This window comes from Rhodococcus sp. OS5 (genome assembly GCF_056837585.1).
The window spans coordinates 3,238,729-3,261,696 of record NZ_CM166368.1 but is presented as its reverse complement, the minus strand read 5'-3'; the positions used below and the strand labels follow the sequence as shown (position 1 = coordinate 3,261,696).

General features: G+C 64.1%; 19 protein-coding genes and 1 riboswitch. Of the genes, 11 read left to right on the top strand and 8 right to left on the bottom strand.

Annotated elements, in window-relative coordinates; translation table 11 throughout:
* Nucleotides 1-15 precede the first annotated feature (15 nt).
* A complete protein-coding gene (cobG, locus tag ACVZUB_RS15205; protein WP_275231645.1) occupies nucleotides 16-1,158 on the bottom strand; it encodes a precorrin-3B synthase in 1,143 nt (380 codons plus the stop codon).
* Between the two features lie 51 nt (nucleotides 1,159-1,209).
* Nucleotides 1,210-1,342, top strand: a riboswitch (cobalamin riboswitch).
* Nucleotides 1,343-1,381: 39 nt separating this feature from the next.
* Between cobG and cobN the strand changes: the two genes are divergently transcribed.
* On the top strand, nucleotides 1,382-5,002 hold the full coding sequence (cobN, locus tag ACVZUB_RS15200) for a cobaltochelatase subunit CobN (protein ID WP_275231646.1): 3,621 nt from the start codon (nucleotides 1,382-1,384) through the stop codon (nucleotides 5,000-5,002).
* Nucleotides 5,003-5,041: 39 nt separating this feature from the next.
* Here cobN and ACVZUB_RS15195 read toward each other — a convergent pair whose 3' ends face one another.
* Entirely contained in the window at nucleotides 5,042-6,697 is a 1,656-nt protein-coding gene (locus ACVZUB_RS15195; protein ID WP_275231647.1) for a GMC oxidoreductase, read from the bottom strand.
* A 203-nt stretch (nucleotides 6,698-6,900) separates the two neighbouring features.
* On the opposite strand from ACVZUB_RS15195, the gene ACVZUB_RS15190 reads away from it, so the two are divergent.
* Nucleotides 6,901-7,281: a PPOX class F420-dependent oxidoreductase gene (locus ACVZUB_RS15190; RefSeq protein WP_042450954.1), complete on the top strand. Its 381-nt coding sequence runs from the start codon at nucleotides 6,901-6,903 to the stop codon at nucleotides 7,279-7,281.
* 7 nt (nucleotides 7,282-7,288) lie between these two features.
* Here ACVZUB_RS15190 and ACVZUB_RS15185 read toward each other — a convergent pair whose 3' ends face one another.
* The 4 genes from ACVZUB_RS15185 to ACVZUB_RS15170 are packed head-to-tail and all read right to left on the bottom strand — an operon-like array spanning nucleotide 7,289 to nucleotide 11,867.
* A complete protein-coding gene (locus ACVZUB_RS15185) occupies nucleotides 7,289-8,194 on the bottom strand; it encodes a TIGR01777 family oxidoreductase (RefSeq protein WP_482627492.1) in 906 nt (301 codons plus the stop codon).
* Nucleotides 8,194-9,552 carry a metallopeptidase TldD-related protein gene (locus ACVZUB_RS15180; RefSeq protein ID WP_003944802.1) on the bottom strand — a complete coding sequence of 453 codons (1,359 nt, stop codon included), beginning with the start codon at nucleotides 9,550-9,552 and terminating at the stop codon, nucleotides 8,194-8,196. The genes ACVZUB_RS15185 and ACVZUB_RS15180 overlap by 1 nt, the downstream gene beginning before the upstream one ends.
* Nucleotides 9,549-11,069, bottom strand: coding sequence for a TldD/PmbA family protein (locus ACVZUB_RS15175; RefSeq protein WP_003944822.1), 1,521 nt, complete (start codon nucleotides 11,067-11,069; stop codon nucleotides 9,549-9,551). Before ACVZUB_RS15175 ends, ACVZUB_RS15180 begins: the two co-directional genes overlap by 4 nt.
* Before the next feature lie 30 nt (nucleotides 11,070-11,099).
* Nucleotides 11,100-11,867 (bottom strand): TSUP family transporter, encoded by a 768-nt coding sequence (locus ACVZUB_RS15170; protein WP_003944875.1) that lies wholly within the window; start codon nucleotides 11,865-11,867, stop codon nucleotides 11,100-11,102.
* A 38-nt stretch (nucleotides 11,868-11,905) separates the two neighbouring features.
* Here ACVZUB_RS15170 and ACVZUB_RS15165 point away from each other — a divergent pair, with 38 nt between their 5' ends.
* Both ACVZUB_RS15165 and ACVZUB_RS15160 read left to right on the top strand, forming a co-directional pair.
* Nucleotides 11,906-13,069, top strand: a complete 1,164-nt coding sequence (locus tag ACVZUB_RS15165; RefSeq protein ID WP_482627491.1) for a sensor histidine kinase — start codon at nucleotides 11,906-11,908, stop codon at nucleotides 13,067-13,069.
* A 57-nt stretch (nucleotides 13,070-13,126) separates the two neighbouring features.
* Nucleotides 13,127-13,786, top strand: coding sequence for a response regulator (locus ACVZUB_RS15160; protein ID WP_003945024.1), 660 nt, complete (start codon nucleotides 13,127-13,129; stop codon nucleotides 13,784-13,786).
* A gap of 37 nt (nucleotides 13,787-13,823) precedes the next feature.
* Here ACVZUB_RS15160 and ACVZUB_RS15155 read toward each other — a convergent pair whose 3' ends face one another.
* Complete coding sequence (locus ACVZUB_RS15155) at nucleotides 13,824-14,483, bottom strand: hypothetical protein (protein ID WP_003944837.1); 660 nt, start codon at nucleotides 14,481-14,483, stop codon at nucleotides 13,824-13,826.
* A 250-nt stretch (nucleotides 14,484-14,733) separates the two neighbouring features.
* Between ACVZUB_RS15155 and ACVZUB_RS15150 the strand changes: the two genes are divergently transcribed.
* From ACVZUB_RS15150 to ACVZUB_RS15125, 6 genes are all read left to right on the top strand, one after another.
* On the top strand, nucleotides 14,734-15,294 hold the full coding sequence (locus ACVZUB_RS15150; RefSeq protein WP_003944915.1) for an FxsA family protein: 561 nt from the start codon (nucleotides 14,734-14,736) through the stop codon (nucleotides 15,292-15,294).
* Between the two features lie 12 nt (nucleotides 15,295-15,306).
* Nucleotides 15,307-16,941, top strand: a complete 1,635-nt coding sequence (locus tag ACVZUB_RS15145) for an amidohydrolase (RefSeq protein WP_003944830.1) — start codon at nucleotides 15,307-15,309, stop codon at nucleotides 16,939-16,941.
* Nucleotides 16,942-16,978: 37 nt separating this feature from the next.
* Nucleotides 16,979-18,547: an apolipoprotein N-acyltransferase gene (lnt, locus tag ACVZUB_RS15140; protein ID WP_276116978.1), complete on the top strand. Its 1,569-nt coding sequence runs from the start codon at nucleotides 16,979-16,981 to the stop codon at nucleotides 18,545-18,547.
* Between the two features lie 92 nt (nucleotides 18,548-18,639).
* The gene (locus tag ACVZUB_RS15135; protein ID WP_007729819.1) at nucleotides 18,640-19,470 is read left to right on the top strand and encodes a hypothetical protein; all 831 of its coding nucleotides are present in this window, start codon (nucleotides 18,640-18,642) and stop codon (nucleotides 19,468-19,470) included.
* Nucleotides 19,471-19,606: 136 nt separating this feature from the next.
* Complete coding sequence (locus tag ACVZUB_RS15130) at nucleotides 19,607-20,260, top strand: hypothetical protein (protein ID WP_482627490.1); 654 nt, start codon at nucleotides 19,607-19,609, stop codon at nucleotides 20,258-20,260.
* Nucleotides 20,257-21,435, top strand: a complete 1,179-nt coding sequence (locus ACVZUB_RS15125; protein ID WP_003944910.1) for a PrsW family intramembrane metalloprotease — start codon at nucleotides 20,257-20,259, stop codon at nucleotides 21,433-21,435. The genes ACVZUB_RS15130 and ACVZUB_RS15125 overlap by 4 nt, the downstream gene beginning before the upstream one ends.
* 429 nt (nucleotides 21,436-21,864) lie before the next feature.
* Here the strand turns inward: ACVZUB_RS15125 and ACVZUB_RS15120 are convergent, their stop codons facing one another.
* A complete protein-coding gene (locus ACVZUB_RS15120; RefSeq protein WP_003944971.1) occupies nucleotides 21,865-22,203 on the bottom strand; it encodes an RNA polymerase-binding protein RbpA in 339 nt (112 codons plus the stop codon).
* A 189-nt stretch (nucleotides 22,204-22,392) separates the two neighbouring features.
* Between ACVZUB_RS15120 and ACVZUB_RS15115 the strand changes: the two genes are divergently transcribed.
* Complete coding sequence (locus ACVZUB_RS15115; protein ID WP_042450945.1) at nucleotides 22,393-22,749, top strand: hypothetical protein; 357 nt, start codon at nucleotides 22,393-22,395, stop codon at nucleotides 22,747-22,749.
* The last annotated feature ends 219 nt before the right edge of the window (nucleotides 22,750-22,968 follow it).

Genomic DNA, 22,968 nt, shown 5'->3' with positions numbered 1-22,968 from the left:
CACACGATAGAGGCATCACCGATCGGGCGGATTCACCCGGTAACCGTCACCCGTCGCGATCACATCCGCTACGTCCCCGCGGGGACGTCCACAACTGCGGTCGCACCCGGCCCAGTGCTGGCGCCCGACAACCGGAAGTTCTGCCTGCTCGACCGCGGTGATCGCGTCGGCGCGCACATCGGCGAGCGACTTCTCGCATCCCGGACTTCCGGTGCAGGCGGTGACCTCGAGCCACGGTGAGTTCTCGTCGAAGATCAACCCCATGGGTGCCAGCACCCGGACTACCTGCTCGGCTGCCCATTCGTCGAGGTCGAAGATATGCACCGATCGCCACGGCGTCACGACGACGGGCTTGTCGACGGCTGCGAGGAACTCGGCCAGCCGAGCGTCCAGCAGCCCGAATCGCAGGCCGCCGCCCAGAGCTACGGTCCCGTCGCGCTGCTCGCGCCAGCCGATAGTGGGCCGCGTATCCGGCGTGAGGTCCGCCGCAACGGTGGACTCGGCGGTCAGACCCAGCTGCTCGAGGGTGCGTTCGATTCCGTCCGGAACCTCGGCCAGGCGCCAGTGCTTGTCGCGAACGTCGAGGAATGATCGAGCCGCCTCGAGGAGCAATTCGACGGCGTCGTCCGCCTGGACGAGATGAGTGGTGTGGTGACCGGCGAGCACCAGTGAATGCTCGGTGGCGCTGCGCGCATGGAGTCCGAAATCGCCCCGTAGCCCGGTGATGTCTCCGCGCCCGTCGTCGAGGGTGAACAGGGTTCGCCCTGGCAGATCTGCCAATGCTTGATCCGCTTGGATCGCCGAATCGAGACGGTGGACCAGTTCGCGAATGTCGGCGACGCCCCCGATACGGCCGGACAGTGGGGACGCGAGGATGTTGCGCACTCGCTCGTGCGTCGCTGACGGCAGCAGACCGGCCGACGCGATTCGCGCCGCGAAGGCTTCGGGGTCCGAGACCGAGCGCAGTTGTACGTTGCCCCTCGAGGTGAGTTCCATCTGCCCGTTGCCGAGATCGCGCGCCGCGTCGGCGAGCGTCTGCAACTGGGTGGGGGTGAGGAGTCCGCCGGGTAGGCGCACGCGTGCCAATGCGCCGTCGGCGGCGTGGTGAACTTGCAGTGCACCCGGGCACGCGTCTGGCTGTGAACGGTCCGTGGGCATGGCTCCAGGGTACGACCTGTCATGAGTGCCTTCTGCGGACCGGTAGCATCACCACCACCAGTGACGGCAGTTGAGGAAACCGGTGAAAGTCCGGTGCGGTCGCGCCACTGTGAGTGTTGCTCGAGCGGGACGTGTTTCCGCTCGGAAACACGAGTCAGACCCTCAACCGCCGTCGATGACAGATCTGTGCCACGGGGCGCGAAACCCCAGGAAGGCTTCACCCGTGATTCTTCTGCTCTCCACGTCCGACACCGATCTGCTGAGCGCCCGCGCCAGCCAGGAAGCCGGCGACGGAGTTTCCTATCGCTGGGCCAACCCCTCACGCTTGCTGGTCTCGGAGGACTTGCCGCCCTTGCTCGACGGCGTCGACCTCGTGATCGTTCGTATCCTCGGTAGCCGTCGCAGTTGGGAAGACGGCCTGGACATGGTCCTCGCCTCCGGACTCCCCGTAGTCGTTCTCGGCGGCGAGCACGCGCCGGACGCCGACCTCATGGAGTGCTCGACGGTTTCCGCCGGTGTTGCTGCCGAGGCGCACAACTACCTGGCTGAGGGTGGCGCACAGAATCTGGCACAGCTGCACCACTTCCTGTCCGACACCGTCCTGCTCACCGGCCACGGGTTCGAACCGCCGGCCCACCTGCCTTCCTGGGGCATCGCTGATTTCGCGCCCGATCTCGACTCGGCGAGCGGTCCGGTCATCGCAGTTCTGTACTACCGCGCCCAGCATTTGGCCGGAAACACCCGGTACATCCAGGCGTTGTGCGACGCGGTCGCCGAGGCCGGTGGCACCGCGCTGCCGATCTACTGCGCATCTCTGCGAACCGCAGAAGCCGAACTTCTGAGCACGCTCCGCCGCGCCGACGCCATGGTCGTGACAGTTCTTGCTGCCGGTGGCACGAAGCCCGCGACCGCGTCCGCCGGTGGCGACGACGAAGCCTGGGATGTCGCCGCACTCGCTGCGCTCGACGTCCCCATCCTGCAGGGCCTGTGCCTGACCAGTAGCCGCGCCACCTGGGACGAGAACGACGACGGACTGTCGCCTCTCGACGTCGCGACCCAGGTCGCGGTGCCGGAATTCGACGGCCGCATCATTACCGTCCCGTTCTCCTTCAAGGAAATCGACTCCGACGGACTGTCCACGTACGTCCCCGACGTCGAGCGCGCTGCCCGTGTCGCCGGGATCGCGGTCCGTCACGGCAAGCTGCGCCACATTCCCACCACCGAGCGTCGCGTTGCTCTGATGCTCTCGGCGTACCCGACCAAGCACGCCCGCATCGGCAACGCCGTCGGTCTCGATACTCCGGCGAGCGCAATCGACCTGCTCACCGAAATGCGTTCTGCCGGTTACGATCTCGGTCCGGTCGACGGTCCGGACGCAGTTCCCGGCCTGGCGGCGAAGGACGGCGACGCGCTGATCCATGCCCTGATCGCGGCCGGCGGACAGGATCCCGACTGGCTCACTGCCGAGCATCTCGAGGGCAATCCGATCCGCATCTCGGCAGCGAAGTACCGCGAATGGTTCGCCACCCTGCCCGAGGAACTGCGCAGCGGTGTCGAAGAGCACTGGGGCGCAGCGCCCGGAGAGCTGTACGTCGACCGCTCGCAGGATCCCGACGGCGAAATCGTCATCGCGGCACTGCGATTCAACAACATCGTCCTCATGGTCCAGCCGCCGCGGGGATTCGGTGAAAAGCCCGTCGCGATCTACCACGACCCGGATCTGCCGCCGAGCCACCACTACCTCGCGGCCTACCGCTGGATCGCTGCAACACCGGACAACGGCGGATTCGGCGCCGACGCCGTTGTGCACCTCGGCAAGCACGGCAACCTCGAATGGTTGCCCGGCAAGACACTCGGCATGTCGAGCAACTGTGGCACCGACGCAGCCCTCGGCGACCTGCCGCTGATCTACCCGTTCCTCGTCAACGACCCGGGTGAAGGAACACAGGCAAAGCGTCGCGCCCACGCGACACTCGTCGATCACCTGATCCCACCGATGGCCCGCGCCGAAAGCTACGGCGACATCTCCCGCCTCGAGCAACTGCTCGACGAGCACTCCAACATCTCCGCACTCGACCCGTCCAAGCTGCCGGCCATTCGCCAGCAGATCTGGACGCTGATGCGGGCAGCCAAGATGGACCACGACCTCGGCCTCGCGGAGCGTCCCGAAGAAGACGTGTTCGACGACATGCTCCTGCACGTCGACGGTTGGCTGTGTGAGATCAAGGACGTCCAGATCCGCGACGGCCTGCACATTCTCGGCCGCGCACCCGAGGGCGACGCCGAAATCGAACTGGTCCTGGCCATGCTCCGTGCCCGTCAGATGTGGGGCGGCGAACAGAGCGTCCCTGGTCTGCGCGAAGCTCTCGGGCTCAGCGAAGACGGCGACGAGTCCCGCAACCGTGTCGACGACGTCGAGGAAAAGGCGCACGCACTGGTTCGCGGCATGTACGACGCCGACTGGAACCCCGCTGCGGCAGAACAACTCAGCGACGACGAGACCGTCGTGAAGATCCTGCAGTTCGCGGCCACCGAAGTGGTTCCACGCCTCCGGCAGACGAACAACGAGATCAAGCAGGTCCTGCACGCGCTCGACGGCGGCTTCATCGCCGCCGGCCCGAGTGGGTCACCGCTGCGCGGCCTGATCAACGTGCTTCCCACCGGTCGTAACTTCTACTCCGTCGATCCCAAGGCAGTTCCCTCACGACTGGCGTGGGAGACCGGTCAGGCGATGGCCGAGTCGCTCGCCGCTCGATATCTCGCCGATCACGGCGAGTACCCGCGCTCGGTGGGTCTGTCCGTGTGGGGCACCGCCGCCATGCGTACCTCCGGCGACGACATCGCCGAAGTGTTCGCGCTCCTCGGTGTTCGCCCTGTCTGGGACGAAGCAAGCCGACGCGTGGTCAACCTCGAAGTCATCGATCTCGAAGAGCTCGGCCGCCCGCGCATCGACGTCACCGTCCGCATCTCCGGATTCTTCCGTGATGCGTTCCCGCACGTGCTCGCACTGCTCGACGACGCTGTTCAGTTGGTCGCCGCATTGGACGAGACGGACGAGCAGAACTACGTGCGCGCCCACGCGCAGGCCGACCTTGCCGAGCACGGCGATGCCAGGCGTGCGACCACCCGCATCTTCGGTTCGAAGCCCGGAACTTACGGCGCCGGCCTGCTGCAACTCATCGACTCCAAGACCTGGCGCGGTGACGACGACCTCGCCGAGGTGTACACCAACTGGGGCGGCTTCGCGTACGGCCGTGGGCTCGACGGAATCCCGGCAGCCGACGACATGCGCAGTGCATACCGTCGAATCAACGTGGCGGCCAAGAACACCGACACGCGTGAGCACGACATCGCCGATTCGGACGACTACTTCCAGTACCACGGCGGCATGGTTGCCACCGTGCGCGCGCTGACCGGAAAGTCGCCCGAGGCGTACATCGGCGACAGCACTCGGCCGGAATCGGTTCGCACACGCACACTTTCGGAAGAGACCGCACGTGTCTTCCGGGCGCGCGTGGTCAATCCCCGCTGGCTCGACGCGATGCGCCGTCACGGGTACAAGGGTGCCTTCGAGATGGCGGCCACGGTCGACTACCTCTTCGGGTACGACGCCACCACCAACGTGGTCGCGGACTGGATGTACGAAAAGCTCGCCGAGACCTACGTTCTGGACGAGCAGAACCAGAAGTTCATGACGCAGTCCAACCCGTGGGCCTTGCACGGAATCGCCGAGCGGCTCCTCGAAGCCGCCGAGCGCAACATGTGGGAGCACCCCGAGCAGAAGACACTCGACGGCTTGCGTCAGGTGTACCTCGAAACCGAAGGCGAGCTCGAGGGGGAGTAGACCTCGAGCATCACCGGCAGATCCGGGCGCTGAAGTGAGTCAGCGTCCGGACTTGATGATCTGAGCGATGTTCCGCTCCGCCAGAGCAGTGATGGTCAGTGACGGGTTGACGGTGCCGGTGCTGCCCGGAATAGCGGCGCCGTCCATCACGTACAGGTCGTCGTAGCCCTTGACTCGCCCGTAACCGTCGGTGGCCTTGCCCAGAACCGCACCGCCTAGGGGATGCGCGGTGAACGAGGAATTGACGTCCTTCGCGAACGGCAATGCCGACGGCAGCGTGGTGCCGGCGAAGGCCATCTTGTTCTGGACGGCGCGTAGTGCCTCGACGGTGGCGTCGTTGCCGTTCTTCGGCCAGTTCAGCACCACCCGATCGGAGCCGCCGTCGTAGGCGAAGTCGGCGCGCTGCGAGTCGAGGGTCATCCCCAATGTTCCGAGCATGCCGATGTTGACGGGTAGGCCGGGGACGTACCAATTTTCCAGGGAGAGTGGCATTCCCGACTCGTCGACGATGCGTGATGCCGACGGTGAGGCTTGCGCAGTGCCGTCACTGAAGCCGAACGAGCGCACCATCCCGGCGTCGCCGTTCGTTCCCCAGCCCTTACCGACGTGTTCGTTGAGGTTGGGCAGCGCGCCCGTCGCCTGGGCGCGTACCAGCAGTTCGGAGGTGCCGATCGAGCCGGCGCCGAGGAACAGACGGTCACAGGTAAGAGTCTTCCGGGCCAGAACGCCACCCGTCGGATCCGTCGATTCGACGTCGACGACGTAGCGTCCATCACGTTCGCGACTGATCGCGAGCACCTGATGTCCGTAACAGACGGTGGCTCGTCCGGTGGCTTCGGCGGCAGGAATGTAGTTCTGTGTGAGGTCGAACTTCGCGCCGTTGGAGTTACCCATGTTGCTGTCACCGACAGTGGCCGAGGCTCGGGTTCGGCCGTCGAGTTCTGAGCGCACCACGTCCCAGTTCCAGATCCCGTCGATCCGCTGCGGATCGAATCCGGCACGACGAGCGTCCTGATCCCAACGACGCGAGTGACCGAAGTTCGGGGTTTGGTAAATGTCTTCGGGCAACGGGCTCAGACGCAGCATCTGGCGCACTTTGGGGTACCAGGTGGACGCCATCTCGTCGTAGTCGAGGGAGTTGCCGAAGACTGCGTCGAAGAATCGGCGCTCGGGCGCGATCATCACGCCGGTGAAGATGATGGAACCACCGCCGACTGCAGCGCCGCGCCAGACCGAGATGTGTTGGTAGTCGGTGGCATCGAGGACGCCGCTGAAGTAGTCGCACGCCACGGGGAGTCCGGTGAGGTTGGTGAACGATGTTCGCCGGAAGACTCCGCGGCCGTCGGCCAGCATGTCGGAGGTGTGAATCTCCCGTTGCGGATCATGCGGCCACCGAAGTCCGCGTTCGAGGATGGTGACCTGGGTGCCGCTCTGCGCCAACCGGAGAGCGGTGGCGCTTGCGCCGAATCCGGACCCGATGACGATGGCTTCGGAATGCTCCGGGGGAGTAGGAGATGGTGCGAACAACTCGGGGACGAGCGCGCGGTAGTGATCAGCACCCATCGGGAGCGCCCGCAGTGGTGCGGGGGCGGCGTGGCTGGTCGACGTCGACATGAGCGGTGTCGCGGCTGCAACTGCCGCCCCCGCCCCGGCGGCTTTGAAAAAGTCACGACGCTGCATGTCACGGCGCTGCATGTGTAAGTTCGACTCCCCAGTTCGACGGTTTGCCTCAGAATAACTCGAGATGGAGTTCGGGGACGAAACGGCGTGTCCGACGTCAAGAAGAACCGGATAAAACGTGCATAAGTGGCACTTCCTGGGTGGTACTGATCGGTCGCCAGATAGTCGCGGAAACCTGTCGATGTTCAGCGAGAGGCGCTCGCACCTATCCTCGAGGAGTGAACTCCGACTTCAAGCGCGTCTCCGAGGCCAAGTACGTCCTACTCACGACCTTCCGCAAGGACGGAACGCCGGTGGCGACTCCGCTCTGGGCCGCGCCGGACGGCGACAAGCTCCTGATGTGGACCGTCACCGATTCCTACAAGGTCAAGCGGATCAGGCGAAACCCGTCGGTCACCGTCGCTGCGTGTGACGCTCGGGGAAATCCCAAGGGTGAACCGGTGGCCGCCGTCGCCGAGATCCTCGACGGACCGGGCACCGATCATGCTCGCGACGCGATAGCACGTCGGTACGGAATCCTCGGCTGGATCACCATGAAGGGCAGTCTCCTTCGCCGCGGCAAGACCGGAACGATCGGACTTGCCGTCACTGCAGCCTGACCGCGCGTCAGTTGCCGAGCAGATCGTCCAACGCTGAGTCGAAGCGCGGATAGGTGAATGTGAAGCCTTTGTCCGCCAACACTTTCGATACGGCTTGACGAACCGTCAGGCCCAGGGCAGCGTCGCTGCGAAGAAGGAACGCGCCGATTCTGACCATGAAAGCGGGCGTCGGCGGCGCAGGTGGCCGGTGAAGGTGCTTGCGCAGCCCGGCCATCAGTTCTGAATTGCGGACGGGATCCGGAGCCGTCGCGATGACCACGCCCGAGGCAGCCGAATCGGGTTCGAGTGCCCAACGAACGATCGACAGCCAGTCCTCGATGTGAATCCAACTGGTCCACTGCCTACCCGAGGCGACGCGTCCGCCCAGTCCGAGACGCACGAGCAACAGCAGTCGCTCGAGCGCCGGTGTGCCCTTCTCCAACACGACACTGGTTCGCAGGATCACTACTCGTGACGTGTTTGCTCCCTCGACCGCTGCCTCCCAGTCCTTTGCGACGTCGGTCATCTGAGGTGGCCCGTCAGCGAGGGGAGAATCCTCGTCCAATCGTGCCTCACCCGCATCGCCGTAGATCGCGAGCGTGCTCGCCTGGATCCACACCGGAACAGGGTTCGCCAGTAGTTTCGACGCTTCAACCAGCGCGCGGGTCGGATCGACTCGGGAACTGGTGAGTAGTGCGATGTTTGCCGGGGTGGGTCGGCGATCGACCAACTCGCCGGCCAGATTGATCACCGCGGCGCCGTCGAGTTCTCCTGCCCAGTCACCCACCGTGACACCGTCCCACTGAACCTGCCTGTGCCTGCCGGGTTTCGGTGAGCGAGTCAGGACCACGACGTCATACCCACGGTCGGCGAGATCGTCGCTGATCCGGCGGCCGAGAGCGCCGGTGCCGCCGGCGATCACGACCTTCGTCATCACTGCGCCTGGCTGACCGAGGACATGTGGAAGTCGGGAATCCGCATGGGCGGCATGGCCGTGCGGGTGAACCAGTCTTTCCACTCCCGGGGAAGCGTGATCTCGGTACGTCCAGCCTCGGTGACCCGCCGCAGGAGATCGAGAGGGCTCTCGTTGAAACGGAAGTTGTTGACGGCGCCGACGATCTTGCCGTCCTCGATCAAATACACCCCGTCACGGGTGAGTCCGGTCAACAGCAGCGTCGTGGGATCCACCTCACGGATGTACCAGAGGGTTGTGAGCAGTAGACCCTTCTCGGTACCTGCGATCATGTCCTCGATCGAGGTGTCGTCACCACCGGTCAGGATGAGATTGTCGCCGGGAACTGCGACAGGTCGACCGAATTCTCGTGCAGCGTGGCGCGGGTACGCCAGCGCATTGACGACGCCGTCTCGGACCCAGTCGACGGGTTCGATCTCCATACCGTTGTCGAACAGTGAGACGGATTCACTCGACGACGTCGTGATCACGAACGGCGCGGATTGCAAGCCCTCGGCGCCGGGGTCGGAGGTGAGTGTCAGTGGCAATCCGAGCTTCTCGCCGATCCGGGTACCACCGGTGGTGGACAGTGCGGTGTGGCCCTCTTCGGCGCCGCGACCCTCCATGGTCCACATCAGATAGATCATCAGGTCCGCCACAGCCGACGGCGGAAGAATTGTCTCGTAGCGGCCGGCAGGCAGACTGACGGAGTTACCCGCCCAGTCGAGTCGAGTGGTCAACTGCGACAAGAGCTTCGGTATCGAGATATCGCTGAAATCGACAGTTCCGGATCCGACCCAGGCGCTGGCGTCGCCGCGCTTGCCGTTGATTTCCACGGAGCCGGTGGCCTGAGCCGTTCTACGTCGCACGCCCGTCGAGGTGCCGAGCCAGGTGGTGTGCAACTGGTGGTGAGCGAAGCCGAACAACTGGTCGCCGCCGTCGAAGCCCTTCGCCAGGTCGGCAGCCAACTGAGCAAAGACACCGATGTCGGTCAGGGCGGCCGGCAGGTCCCAGTCGGTCTCTGCCGCCGACTGCGTGATCAGGTCGGACGCGTCGTCAGCCGGAGTGGCTGTGCGCGCAGCTTCTTCGCTTGCCTGTACGAGTACGGAAATCTGCTCCGGATCGACACTGCTGGAACTGACAGTGCCCACCTTCGCGATGTCACCCTCGCGCACGATCGAGATCACCGTCCACGTCCGGGACAGCGAAACTCCGTTGGTGGTCATCGAATTGTTGGCCCACCGCAGCGACGCCTCACTCGCATCGGTCACGATCACCAACGATTCGTCTACCGTCCTCGCGGCCAATGCACGCTCGACGACCTGCTGCGGATCGATCACTGCTGAGCCTCCGAACGAGTATTGAGGATGTTGACTCCGCGGAACAGAGCGGACGGGCAGCCGTGGCTGACCGCCGCAACCTGACCGGGTTGCGCCTTGCCGCAGTTGAACGCCCCCTGCAGGCGCCAGGTCGACTCACCGCCAACGGCTTCCATCGAGCCCCAGAAATCCGTCGTCGTCGCCTGATACGCCACGTCGCGCACCTGACCGTCGAGCTTTCCGTCACGGATCTTGAAGAACCGCTGACCGGTGAACTGAAAGTTGTAGCGCTGCATGTCGATCGACCAGGACTTGTCACCGACGACGTAGATGCCGTTCTCGACTCGCGAGATCAGGTCTGCAGTCGAGGTGTCCGTAGAAGGGTCGGGGGAGAGCGAGACGTTGGCCATTCGCTGGATGGGAACGTGATGTGCGGAGTCTGCGTACGAGCAACCGTTGGAACGCGTCAGCCCCAGCCTCGGCGCGAACACGCGGTCTAGTTGATACCCGACCAGTGTTCCCTCTGCCACCAGATCCCACCGTTGAGAGGCGACGCCGTCGTCGTCGAATCCGACGCTGGCCAGGCCGTGCTCTTCGTTTCGGTCGGCGGTCACGTGCATGAGTGGCGTTCCGTATTTCAGCGTTCCCAGCTTGTCCGGCGTCGCGAACGACGTACCGGCGTAGGCCGCTTCGTAGCCGATCGCGCGGTCGTATTCGGTGGCGTGTCCGATGGATTCGTGGATCGTGAGCCACAGATTGGTCGGATCGATCACGAGGTCGGTCGGACCCGCTTCGACGGTCGGTGCCTTGGTCTTCTCGGCCAGCCACTCCGGGATCTGCGCGAGCTCATCGCCCCAGTTCCATGTGCTCTCCGCCCCGAGGTACTCCCATCCGCGGCCTACCGGCGGCGCCAAGGTACGCATCGATTCGAAGCTGCCGGCCGACTTGTCGACGGCAGTCGCCTCGAACTCGGGGTGTAGACGCACCCGTTGCTGGGTGATCGACGAACCGGCCAGATCCGCGTAGAAGGTCTGCTCCTTGACCTGGAGGACACTCGCCGTGACGTGATCCACGCCGTCGGCGGCTTGAAGCCGTCCGGAGTAGTCGACCAGCAGGCCTACCTTCTCGGCCGTCGGTGTCGCGAAGGGATCTTCGAGGTACGGCGACACCCACGTCGCGTCGGCGTAGACGGGCTCGTCGGCGAGGGTGACCGGATCCCGATTGAGCGAGCGCAATGCCTTCGCGACCTCGACCGCTTGGCGTGCCAGCGCAGCAGCGACATCGGGGGACACCTCGGCGTGCGAGGCGAATCCCCACGTGCCGTCGACGATCACACGGACGGCGACCCCGATCTCGTCTCCGTCGGACACCGCCTGAACTACGCCGTCGCGCAAGCGGATCGACTGTGTGAGCACGCGGTGGACACGAACATCGGCGTGCTGGGCGCCGGCCGTTCTCGCTGCCGACAGCGCCGCATCAGCGACAGCTCGCAGCGGGAGGGCGAGGAAATCTGCATCGACATCTCGGGTGACGGTCACGCTCACGACGCTAGCCGACGACCGCCGATCTCAGCCGAACTGCTGCCATCCGAGGCGAATCACCATGGCGATCACGACCACCAACAGCGTGATCCGCACGAATCCGGATCCCTTGCTCAGCGCCATCCGCGAACCGATCACCGCGCCGAGAATGTTGCACACCGCCATCGCCAAACCCAAACTCCACCAGACATGCCCGGTGACGGCGAAGTAGGCGAGCGCGCCGAAATTGGAACCGAGATTGATCACCTTCGCCATCGCTGCGCTCCGAACGAATTCGGTTCCGAGGAAGGTCGCGAAGCTGATGATGAGGAAGGTGCCGGTGCCGGGTCCGAGCAGACCGTCGTAGAGGCCGATGAGTCCGGCGGAGAGCAGCAGGACGAGGACGGTCTTGCGCTGCGTCGGACGATGGGTCGCGATCGTGGTGCCCAGCGTCGGACGCATGGTCACGAAGACGGCGACGGCGACGAGGACGACCATCACGATCGGAATGAAGTACTTCTTGTCGATCAGCGAAACGGCCGCCGCCCCGCACGCGGCCGTCACCGCAGCCAACGCGGCTGCCGGCGCCATCTGCCGCCACTCCATCGGGATTCGACGGGAGAACGTGTACACCGCAGCACTCGTCCCGGTGAATGCCGTCAATTTATTGGTGGCCAGTGCCGCCTGTGGGGTCAATTGCGGGGCGACCAGAAAGAGCGCCGGCAACAGAATCAATCCACCGCCGCCGACCACGGCGTCGACCCAACCCGCCGCCGTCGCTGCCGTCATCAGCAGTCCCCAATCAGCAATATCCACGGCGGTGACTCTTTCACAGCTGTGACACTCTTGAGCACATGCGGAGGTTCAGCCTGTGGCTGCGAGGAAAGCCGATGATCGCGGACAGCGCGCTGGCGCTCGTGTTCTTCGCGCTCGAGGTAGTCACGTTTGTCAGTTCGCCGCGTGAGGAGCGGTGGCCTCAGCTCGTCGTCGGATTTCTGATCTGCCTTCCCGTCGTGTGGCGTCGCAAGTATCCGCGTATCTCCGCCGCGTCGATTTTGTCGATGTCGTACTTCGCAACCTTGATGATGTGGGCGACAGGGGATCCGGCTGCGGAACATCCAGGCCTGTTGGCGCTCGGGGTCTTGCTCTACACACTCGTTGCGTATGTCGATCGACGCACCGGGGCGATTTTCGCGTGCTTCCTTGCCCTGGACATGACACTCTCGTTGCTCGTCATCCGCGAAGACGTGATCCTCACGATCATCATTGCGACCCTGCTCTATGCACTGGCCTGGATCACCGCCGAGTTCTTGAGCGCCCGCCGCGCCTACGACGAGGAAGTGGCCGCCAGACTCGAAGTGGCCGAATACGAACGGGATCGGCGTGCCGAGGATGCGGTGGCCACGGAAAGAACCCGAATCGCCCGCGAACTCCACGATGTCGTCGCCCACGCGGTCAGCGTGATGATCGTCCAGGCGGACGGCGCGTCGTATGCGGTCGATTCCAATCCCGCGTTGGCCAAGAAGGCGCTCGGCAACATCTCCAGCACCGGACGCGACGCCCTTGCCGAGCTTCGCCGTACCGTCTCGCTGCTGCGCACCGAGGTCAGTAGTGATGCGATGCCGCAACACGGAACTGCCGGCATCGCCAAGGTCGTCGAGATGATGCGGGCCGCTGGTCTCGGCGTGCGCCTCGAGCTGACCGGCGAGCTCGACGACGTCAGTCCTTCAGTCAGCCTGGGAATTCATCGCCTCGTTCAGGAATCACTGACCAATGTCCTCCGCCACGCCGGCGCAAACCCGAAGGCACGAGTCACCGTGCGCCGCACCGACACCGCGGTACTACTCGAGGTCGTCGACAACGGAACGTCGAGTTCGACCTTCTCCCACGGTTCGGGGAATGGACTGGTCGGAATGCGTGAGCGGGTGGCGGTACTGCACGGGACGCTCGAGACCGGACGACGCCCCGACGGCAGTTGGCGTGTGTACGCAGAGCTGCCGCTCGAGATCCACGATTGATACCGGCTCGCCGCAATCGCATTGGCACCGACGTCTCAGGCCCGATAGGTTTACGCCGTGCCCATCACCGTGCTGCTAGTCGACGACCAGGAACTCATGCGGATGGGCCTGAACATGGTGCTCGAAGCACATGAAGACATCTCGGTTATCGGTGAGGCCGGCGACGGGGCCGCGGCGGTCGCAGCGGCGGTGGCGCTGAAGCCTGACGTCGTGTTGATGGATGTGCGGATGCCGATTGTCGACGGGGTGAAAGCGACCGAGCAGATTCTTGCCTCCGGGATCGAATCCAGGGTCCTGGTGATGACGACCTTCGACCTGGACGAACACGCTCTCGGTGCCTTGCGCGCCGGAGCCAGCGGCTTCCTTCTCAAGGACACCCCGCCCGAGGATCTCGTGTCGGCTATCCGCAGCGTGGCAGCCGGTGACGCGGTTGTTTCCCCGAAGGTGACACGTCGTCTGCTGTCGAGGTTCATCGTGGACGGTCCGGCGCCGCGACGCGATCCGGTGGTTCTCGACGTCCTGACCGAACGCGAACGCGAAGTCCTCGGACACGTGGCCACGGGGCTGTCGAACATCGAGATCGCACAGCAGCTGTACCTGTCCGAATCGACGATCAAGTCGCACGTCGGACGCATTCTGACCAAACTCGATCTGCGTGATCGTGTGCAGGCTGTGGTGCTGGCCTACGAGACCGGACTGGTGACTCCGGGCGCGTAGGCCAGCCGCCTGTCAGGCAGCGAGCGTTTCGCTCTGCTCAAGCATCAAAAGCGCCCACTGTTGGCAGCACGATGCAGGTCTTCCCGTCTGCGTAATCGACATTGCCGAACAGAGCGGCAAACACCTTGCCGTCACCGGTGTCGACGACCTTCGAGAGCAACGGCGTATCGAGTACGGGCAACTTCTCGTCCAACGGGACGATGCCGCCCTTGAACGTGCCGACGTTGATCCAGGCAACACTCAACCCGGAGGTCTTGGGTATGCCGACGTAACCCGGGATTGCCTGGAACCGGAGATGGTCGGCCTCGACCCACGGCGGCAACGGGAAGTTCGGACCGGCCTGTGCGGAGCTGAGGGTGACGGTGACGGGTTCACCGGCCACGCCACACCCGACCGTCGGTGCGGGGTACATGAACGACTGCGGCTTGGTGACGCCGATGTCCGGGAGATCGAGAGCGGTCGTGATCTGATCAGCGCCTGCCGTGCCGATCAACTGCTGAACGGCAGCAGAGGCTTCGGGGGAGATGGCTGCGGCCTGCGCGATCAGTGCGGCAATTCCTTCGGGTACCACCGGTTCTGCGGCCGCGGTTCCCGCGCTGATCATCGCGCTGCCGGCGGTGAGTGCCACGACGGCGGCAGTGCCGGCGATGGCAGCGGGAATGCGTCGGGCGAGTGTCTTGCCGGGGAGTCGGCTCATGTCGGGCTCCTTCATTTCATGAGGCCGGGAAATGCGGCCCGAAGTGACTTGACCATGCGCAGAGTCTCAACGTCAACTTGAGGTTTAGAATCGTTAGCGGAGCGTTAGTTAACGCCAGGCAAGTCGCACGTGCGTGAGAGAAGGCCCGTGTGACTCACGGCACCCACCTGTTTTGCACCTCTGCGTCGTTGTCGGGAGAAAAACCGGCCCCTCGAGCGTTGAACGAATAGACCGTCTGAAAGGGGACGTCATGATCGCCGCCGTATTTCTCCTCTACGTGATCGTCGAGATCGCAGCCTTGGTCATCGTGGGCAACGCCATCGGTGTCGCCTGGACAGTGCTGCTGTTTCTCGCCGGATCGCTTGTCGGATTGATCCTCATGCGCTCGCAGTGGCGACGGGTCATGGACGGGTTCCGTAAGGCCACGCGGGGTGAGGGATCGCCGTCACTGGCGGTCGCCGACGGCGCCCTGGTCGCGGCGGGCTCCGCGTTGATGTTCGTACCCGGACTCGTGACTTCGGTTCTGGGCCTGCTGCTTCTGATTCCGCCGACCCGCTGGGCGCTGCGCCCGCTTGCAGTGCTCCTGGCAGGTAAGCGCGCAGCAGCATTTGCCGCCGGTGGTGACGCCTTCGCCGGAACCGTCGGCTACGCGGCGCGGATGCGCGGAAACGGCGAGGTGATCGACGGCGAGATCATCGTCGAGACACCCGAAACCACCGAGTACGTCGCCAGCAACGGCAAGGAACTCGTCCTCGAGGGTGAGATTCTGGACACGGATACACCCACCCGTTCGCGGGGGCCGCAGTACTAACAGGCAGACTGGGTGCTCGTGACTACTCGTCTGCTGGTCAACGGCCGGATCTACAGTTCATTTGCACCTGATGCGACCTCGATCGCCATCACCGACGGCACCGTCGTGTGGGTCGGCGACGAGCGCGCCGGACGGGCGTTGCACCCCGCCGCGGAGATCGAAGACCTGGGTGGTGCGTTTGTCACTCCCGGGTTCGTCGACACCCACGTCCACATCACCGCACTGGGACTCAATCTCGTCGGCCTCGATCTCGTGGGCGCGAACTCTCTGGACGAATGTCTCTCGCGAGTACGAACATTCGCAGCCGCGAACCCCGAAACTGCCCATCCCGACGCAGTCATCTGGGGACACGGTTGGGACGACACCGAGTGGGCCGAGCAGACCCCGCCGTCGACCGCAGATCTCGACGCGGCCGCCCCTGGCCGCAAGGTGTATCTCTCGCGGATCGACGTTCACTCGGCCGCGTGCTCGAGCGCACTGCGCGACGGGATCTCCGGCCTCGCCGACACCGCTGGATACTCAGCCGAAGGCCCGTTGACGTTCGACGCACACCACCTGGCGCGCAATGCCGCTCGGAATCTGCTGACGGAAACTCAGCGCGCGTCTGCTCGTACCGCTGCGCTCGATCTCTGCGCCTCACGCGGAATCGTGGCCGTTCACGAGTGCGGGGGACCGGACATCTCGGGATTGACCGATTTCCAGGAACTGTTGGCCCACGATCACGGCGTGGAGGTTCGGGGCTACTGGGGTGAGCGTGTCGACAGCGAAGAGGATGCTCGCGCGCTCCTCGACAAAACCGGAGCAGACGGACTCGGCGGGGATCTCTTCATCGACGGCTCGCTCGGTTCGCATACCGCGTGGTTGCTCGAACCCTATGCAGACCAACCTGATTCGACGGGCAATGCCTACCTCGACGTCGACGCGATCGCCGCACACATCCGGGCCTGTACCCTCGCGGGCGTCCAGGCCGGGTTCCATGCCATCGGTGACGGCGCCGTCTCGTCGGCAGCTGCCGCGTTCCGCAGGGTCGCCGACGAACTGGGTGGCCCCAAGGTCGCCGCGTTGGGTCACCGCCTCGAGCACGCGGAAATGATGTCTATGGCCGACGCGGAAACCTTTGCCGCCTTGGGTGTCATCGCTAGCGTCCAACCGGTGTTCGACGCACTGTGGGGTGGCACCGACGGTCTTTACGCCACGCGCCTGGGAGTAGAGCGCGCAGCAGCGTTGAATCCGTTTGCACCTGCTGCCGGTAAGGGTGTCTCGCTCGCATTCAGCTCCGACGCCCCGGTCACCCCCATCGAGCCGTGGGCGATGCTGCGCGCCGCTGTCCAGCACCGCACCGACGGAAGTGGAATCTCGCCGCGTGCGGCCTTCTCCGCGGCAACTCGCGGCGCCTGGCGCGCGGGCGGAGTGCGGGACGGCGCCGCGGGAACCCTCAATCCGGGCGCACCGGCCTCCTACGTGTTGTGGGAGGCAGGCGAACTCGAAGTGAGCGCACCCGCCGACTCGGTTCAGCGATGGTCTACCGATCCGCGCTCGCGCGTACCCGCTCTGCCGAGGCTGGCGGAAGATGCGCCGATTCCGGTCTGCATCAAGTCGGTGCATCGCGGACGCGTCGTCTATCAGCGCGGCTCGTCGAGTGAGTGAGGCCGGCGCAGAGGCGTCTGTCGGTGATCGCTCCCGTGTGAGCGCTGTGCTCACCGGTTCCGCATGGCTACGTTCGCTGTACGCGGCCGCAGGTGGATTCCTGATCTTCGCAGGGTTCCCACCCCGCCCGCTGTGGTTCTTGGCGCCCGTCGGGATCGCTCTTCTGACGTGTGTGTTGACGAACTTCGGGCGCGGCGGACTGCGCCTTCGTGCCGGCTTCGGTTACGGATACTTGGCTGGTCTCGGATTTCTGGTGCCGTTGCTTCCGTGGATCGGTGTGTTCGTAGGTGCGGTCCCGTGGATCGCGTTGGCCGCGGTGGAGTCGTTGTTCATCGGACTGTTCGGGCTGCTTGCGGTTCTGGTGGCGAGGTTGCCATGGGCACCCTTGTGGATTGCTGCGACCTGGACGCTCACCGAGTGGCTTCGTTCCAGCGTTCCTTTCGGCGGATTTCCTTGGGGCAGGCTCGCATTCGGTCAATCCGAAGGGTGGCTCCTCCCTCTTGCGAGTGTCGGCGGTGCGCCGCTGCTCAGCTTCGCGGTGGCCCTGACCGGTACCGGCTTGGCAGCAGTTGCAGTCGCTGTCGCGGCCAAACGATGGGACCGAGGATTCTTCGGAGCTGTTGCCGCTGCCCTCGTGCCCGTGATCATTGCTCTCGTGGTGTCGCCGTTCTTGTCCACCATGGATTCCGGTGATCGAACGATCACCGTCGCCGCCATTCAGGGAAGCGTTCCGAGGTTGGGCTTGGACTTCAACTCGCAACGCAAGCAGGTCCTCGACAACCATGTCGCCGAAACCGTGAAACTTGCTGCCGAGGTGGACGCGGGCCGCGTCGATCAGCCTGACGTCGTGATCTGGCCGGAGAACGCCTCGGACATCGACCCCCTGCGAAACGCCGATGCCGCTGCCGACATCACCCGGGCCTCCGAAGCGATCGGAGCGCCGATTCTTGTCGGCACCGTACTCGTGAACGCCGATCGTACGACCACCAATTCGGTGATCGTGTGGGACGGCGCCAACGGTCCTCAGGAACAGCACGACAAGAAGATCATTCAGCCGTTCGGCGAATACCTGCCCTACCGAAGCTTCTTCCGGAACTTCTCCTCGTACGCCGATCGCGCGGGCAATTTCGTTCCCGGCGAGGGCAACGGCGTTGTCCGTGCAGCGGGGGTACCCATCGGTGTCGCGACTTGTTACGAGGTGGCGTTCGACCGGGCGTTCCAGGAATCGGTGCGCAACGGTGCACAGTTGCTGGCGGTACCGACCAACAACGCCACTTTCGGGGACACCGAGATGACCTATCAGCAGCTGGCAATGTCGCGTGTGCGGGCAGTCGAGCACGGCCGCGCCGTCGTTGTCGCCGCAACCAGTGGTGTCAGCGCCATCATCGCTCCCGACGGTGCGGTGACTTCGCAAACCGACCTGTTCGTGCCGGCGGCCCTGGTGGCGAAGGTGCCGCTCTCGACCAGCTCCACCCTTGCCAGCCGAGTAGGTCCGGTGCCGGAGATCGTGCTCAGCATCATCGCGGTCGGCGCGATTGCCATGGCAGTGCTGGCCCGGCGCCGAGATCAGGCTGAGCACTCACCCGAGGAGACTGCGGCAATCTGAGCCGAGCATCGGATATTAGGGCTGCCGATGTTCCGAGGAGCGCCTACGCGGGTACTCGCTGTGCCACCCGTTCCTGCGTAAGGCGGCTTCTTGTGACCGAGCCTGAGAAAACCGAGCCAGACAAGTCCGAGCCCCGGGATGCAGTTCACAAAACCAGTGTCGTCGACGCGGTTCTGCAGTCACCGCTCGCCGGCCTGTCACCGTGGATCTTGCTGTCCTTGCTCTCCGGGCCGGGAAGGTTCGAGGAATCCGCGGCCGCAGCCCTCGGGTTGTCGCTGCTGATCTTGGCGGCCAGTCACCGGCGCGGCGGCACCGTGAAGCTGTTGGAGGTCTTCGACGTCGTGTTCTTCGGCGTTCTGGCGGCCATCGGCCTCCTCGCGTCGGCGAACACGATTCGGTGGTTCGAACTCTGGGGAGGCGAACTGACCAACATCGCGCTGGTGGTCTTTGCCTTCGGATCGATCCTGCTCCGCAATCCTTTCACTTTGCAGTACGCGAAAGAGTCGACGCCCGAGGAGTATTGGGCGACGCCTCTGTTTCTGCACATCAACTACGTCATTACGGCGGTGTGGGCTCTCGCCTTCACCTGGTCGGCCGTAGTGGGCCTGTTCGGAGACGCACTGCTGCACGACGGTGACAACTTCTGGACCGGATGGATTCTGCAGTTGCTCGGAACCTTCTTCGCGATCTCCTTCACCGAGTGGTACCCCGAGTATGCGCCGAACAAGGCCGCTCAGGCTCAGGGCCTCGAAACCGAACCACCGCAGTCGATTTTCAGGCTGTTCGACTTTTTGCCGGTGTTCGTAGCCGTGACCGGCATCGCGGGGTTGGTGACCGACTCCGTTTCCGTGACCGCAGGCGTCACGTTGATTCTGGTCGGCGTGTTCGGACATCTGGCGATGCGACGGTTCACCGTCGACTAGGAGCTCTCGGTGATCTCGCGCCTACGGGAACTTGGTGCACGATCGTCTCGATGACCGGCAGGTGCCAGCTGATGCACGGAATTTGTCCGTTTCTGCGATAGTCAGTGCACCTGCCGTGCAATGGAAACGAGGGAAGTTGAGCGTTACTTCGAGTACTGCACACAAGCACGAGCCCCTACACGGAAGACGTCCACCAGCGGATCACCGCTTCCTCGGATTCGACACACGAGTCTTCCCACACGCCCTCGCGATCTTGGCGGTGTGGATGCTCTGGACCGTGATCGTGCCCGCCATCGATTCCGCTGTCTCCTCCGAAGATCCAACCGGCGCCGGAGACCGGATGGCCGTGACCGAAACGGTCTCCTTCGCCGCACCTGCGGGCTGGAATGTCGACAGTGGTTTCCGAACCGACCAACATGGCGCGTCCGATTCGCTCCCACGTGTGACGTTGACCGATGGCACCGTCACCTTGAGCGTCGACGCCGACACATTCAGTGGAACTGCCGACGAGCTCCTCTCCCAAACAGATGCCGTGAGTCTTGCGACGAACGGCAGTTCCGTGCTTGCGGTCTCCGGTGCGCGCCAGCCGATCAGCACCGCCGGGGGTCTGAGCGGCGTCCAGGTCAGCTTTGACACTCCGCGGTCCGCCGGATCGGTGACCACATTCGTCGTCGACGGCAAGGGAATTCGGGTACAGGTAGTCGGCCCACCCGATCAGATCGCCGCCCGCAGTCGAGAAATCACCGACATGATCGCCTCTATCGGCACACACGAGGGAGACACCAAGTGAGCACCGATCTCCTCGAAACCCGCTCCCGCGCATTCGATACGACGGCCTGGGGCGAGAAATTTCACTTCTTCCAGCCACGCAACGTCGTGTTCTGGATATACCTGTGGATGTGCGGATTCGGCCTCGTCAAAGGCTGGCAGATGTTTGCTCCCTTCGCCGGATACTTCGGGCGCGCACTCCTCGTGGCCGGCATCGTCGGCGTCATCAGCGCCGCGGTCTGGACATGGTGGTTCCGGCACATCGACCGCTACGAACGCCAACCCGTAGGACTAGTGGTCACCGGCTTCATCTGGGGCGCCACCGCAGCAACGTTCACTATCGCAGTACCCGCGAACGGAGCAGTCGGTTCGCTCTACTCGAAGATTTTCGGGCAGGTATGGGCTCAGGACTGGCATGCGGGCCTCTCTGCACCCTTCGTGGAGGAAACCGCCAAAGGCATCGGCATCGTAGTCCTCCTCGCGCTTGCACCACGCCTGGTGCGCACCGCAACCGACGGCCTGCTCCTCGGTGCTTTCATCGGCTTGGGATTTCAGACCAGCGAAGACTTTCTGTACTCGATTGCCGGCGCAACACAGGGCTTCGGCGCCCACCAAACCGACGGCCTGCTCGGTTCCATCGCCACCCGCACCTACTCCGACATCGTCTCTCATCCCCTCTTCACCGCCCTTTTCTGCGCCGGCGTGATCTATCTGATCGGCACCCCGGCCCAGCCCCGGCGGATCGGACGCGGATTGGCGTTGATCGTGGCACCCATCCTGATCCACGGCGTGTGGGATTCCATGCTCGCGATCGCCGGCGGCAGCAGTTCGCTCGTGTTCGTCATCATGATCGGCGACATCGTCTTCGCGTTCACTGCCTTGTGGATCGCGTTCGTCTGGGCGCACCCACGTGAATCCCACTTCGTCCGTGACATTCTCGCCCCGGAAATCGAGTCCGGCGTCCTGACCGACGCCGAGGTGACAGCCGCCGGCGGATGGCGACAACAACGCACTTACGCGAAAGCCGCACCCACTCGTACCGAACGTCGCCAACGACGACATATCGTTCGTGCCGCGCTGGATCTGTGCAGCGACCTAGCTGTCAGCAAGGGCGACGACAGCCCCCAGGTCGTCGAATCACGCAACGAAATCACCCGCCTCCGCCAAGGAACCGCGGCACAGAGCATCACTCGCTGACCGGGAAGTAGCGGAAGAACCGTTCAGCACCGCAAATCATTCACCCACACCCCAGTCGGCCGGGTTGCTTGCCATCGTCACTTGGCAAGCAACCCGGCCGAGTGACTGGGCTACCAGTTCACTCCGTATCGAAGTTTGGTGTACCGAAGTTTGGTGTGTCGCGGGGTGGGGGATACAGCTCACACTGGTGCACGACGCAGTGCCGATGGTTCTTCAGCGCAAGTCCAGGATGTGCGCACTGTCGGCCCGCAAGTGCGCCTGGATGCTCAATGACGTTGCCCTGAAGTGTCTTTGAGGACCGCGAAGCATCCTGAAGTTGCCACGTCGAAGAAGGGCCGAAGTATGACGTCGACTTGTGAACGATCACTCCCCGAAGAACGAGAAAGACCGCCCGGTGTAGAACCGGACGGTCTTGATCGAAGTGCTAGTTCATGCGCCGCGACGCTTGGCCTTCAGCAAATCGAGACGCTCTTTGAGGAGCTCTTCGAGTTCCTCGACCGAGCGACGCTCGAGCAGCATGTCCCAGTGGGTGCGGGGAGGCTTGACCTTCTTGGCTTCGGGAGCAGTCCCCTCCATGAGGGTGCCTTCGAGGCCGTTTCGGCACAACCAGGTGCCGGGGATCTCGGCTTCGTCCGCGAACGGGATGTCGAAGATCTCGCCGTTCTCGCACTTGTACTTGGCCATACGACGGGGCGCGAGGTCATGGTCACGGTCGGTCTCGTAGCTCACAGCTCCGAGTCGGCTACCTCGAAGTACGCGATCTGCCATGGTGGTGTCCTCTCTTCGTTCGTCACCGCTGGTGGGCGCCCTGACTTGGGGAGTAGACGCTCACACTCATCTACAACGCCACGAGCACCCGATTGGTTCCCGTGTGGCGAGAAGACGCAACCTCTCCATCTTACCGGGTACCGTGCGCGTTCATCGAAGGCGTCCGAATCTCGAGTACAGTGTCGATTCATGGCTGAGAGCACACGCGTCGGATCACCGCAGTCTGCGCGTTCGGGAAACCCGTGTGTGTGGTGTGGTCGAGAGGTCGCGGTGACCGGTGTCGGTCGTCGACGCCGGTACTGCAGCCAGTCTTGTCGACAGCGTGCGTACGAGCAGCGCAATGCCGTCAAGGGCACGTCGATCCCGGCTGACGCCGTCATCTTGACCGCAGTCGAAGCGGTCGAACTCGTGGATCGGATGTTCGAGGTCCGATGCGCTGCCGAAGATGTGGCGACAGCAGTTGCCGAGGGCGCAGAGAGTTCAGAGCTCACACAGTTGTGTGAACGGTTGACCGAGCTTGCCCGCGAAGCCGAACGTTTCCGGTAGAGCAGGTGTGGGCAACCGGTTTCTAGCCTTGCGTCGAGCACTGCAACACTGCGGTGCTCCTGACGCCTGACGACGACAAATTTTGATCCTGAGTTCGGACCTTCGGGGAGGTTCGGACTTCGAAGCGACCCTTCGTCGAGGTCGATGACCTTCGGCTGCGCTCTCTCAGGATCGCCACATGGTTTCCACTCGATATCGAGGCGGTGCGATGTTTCTCTT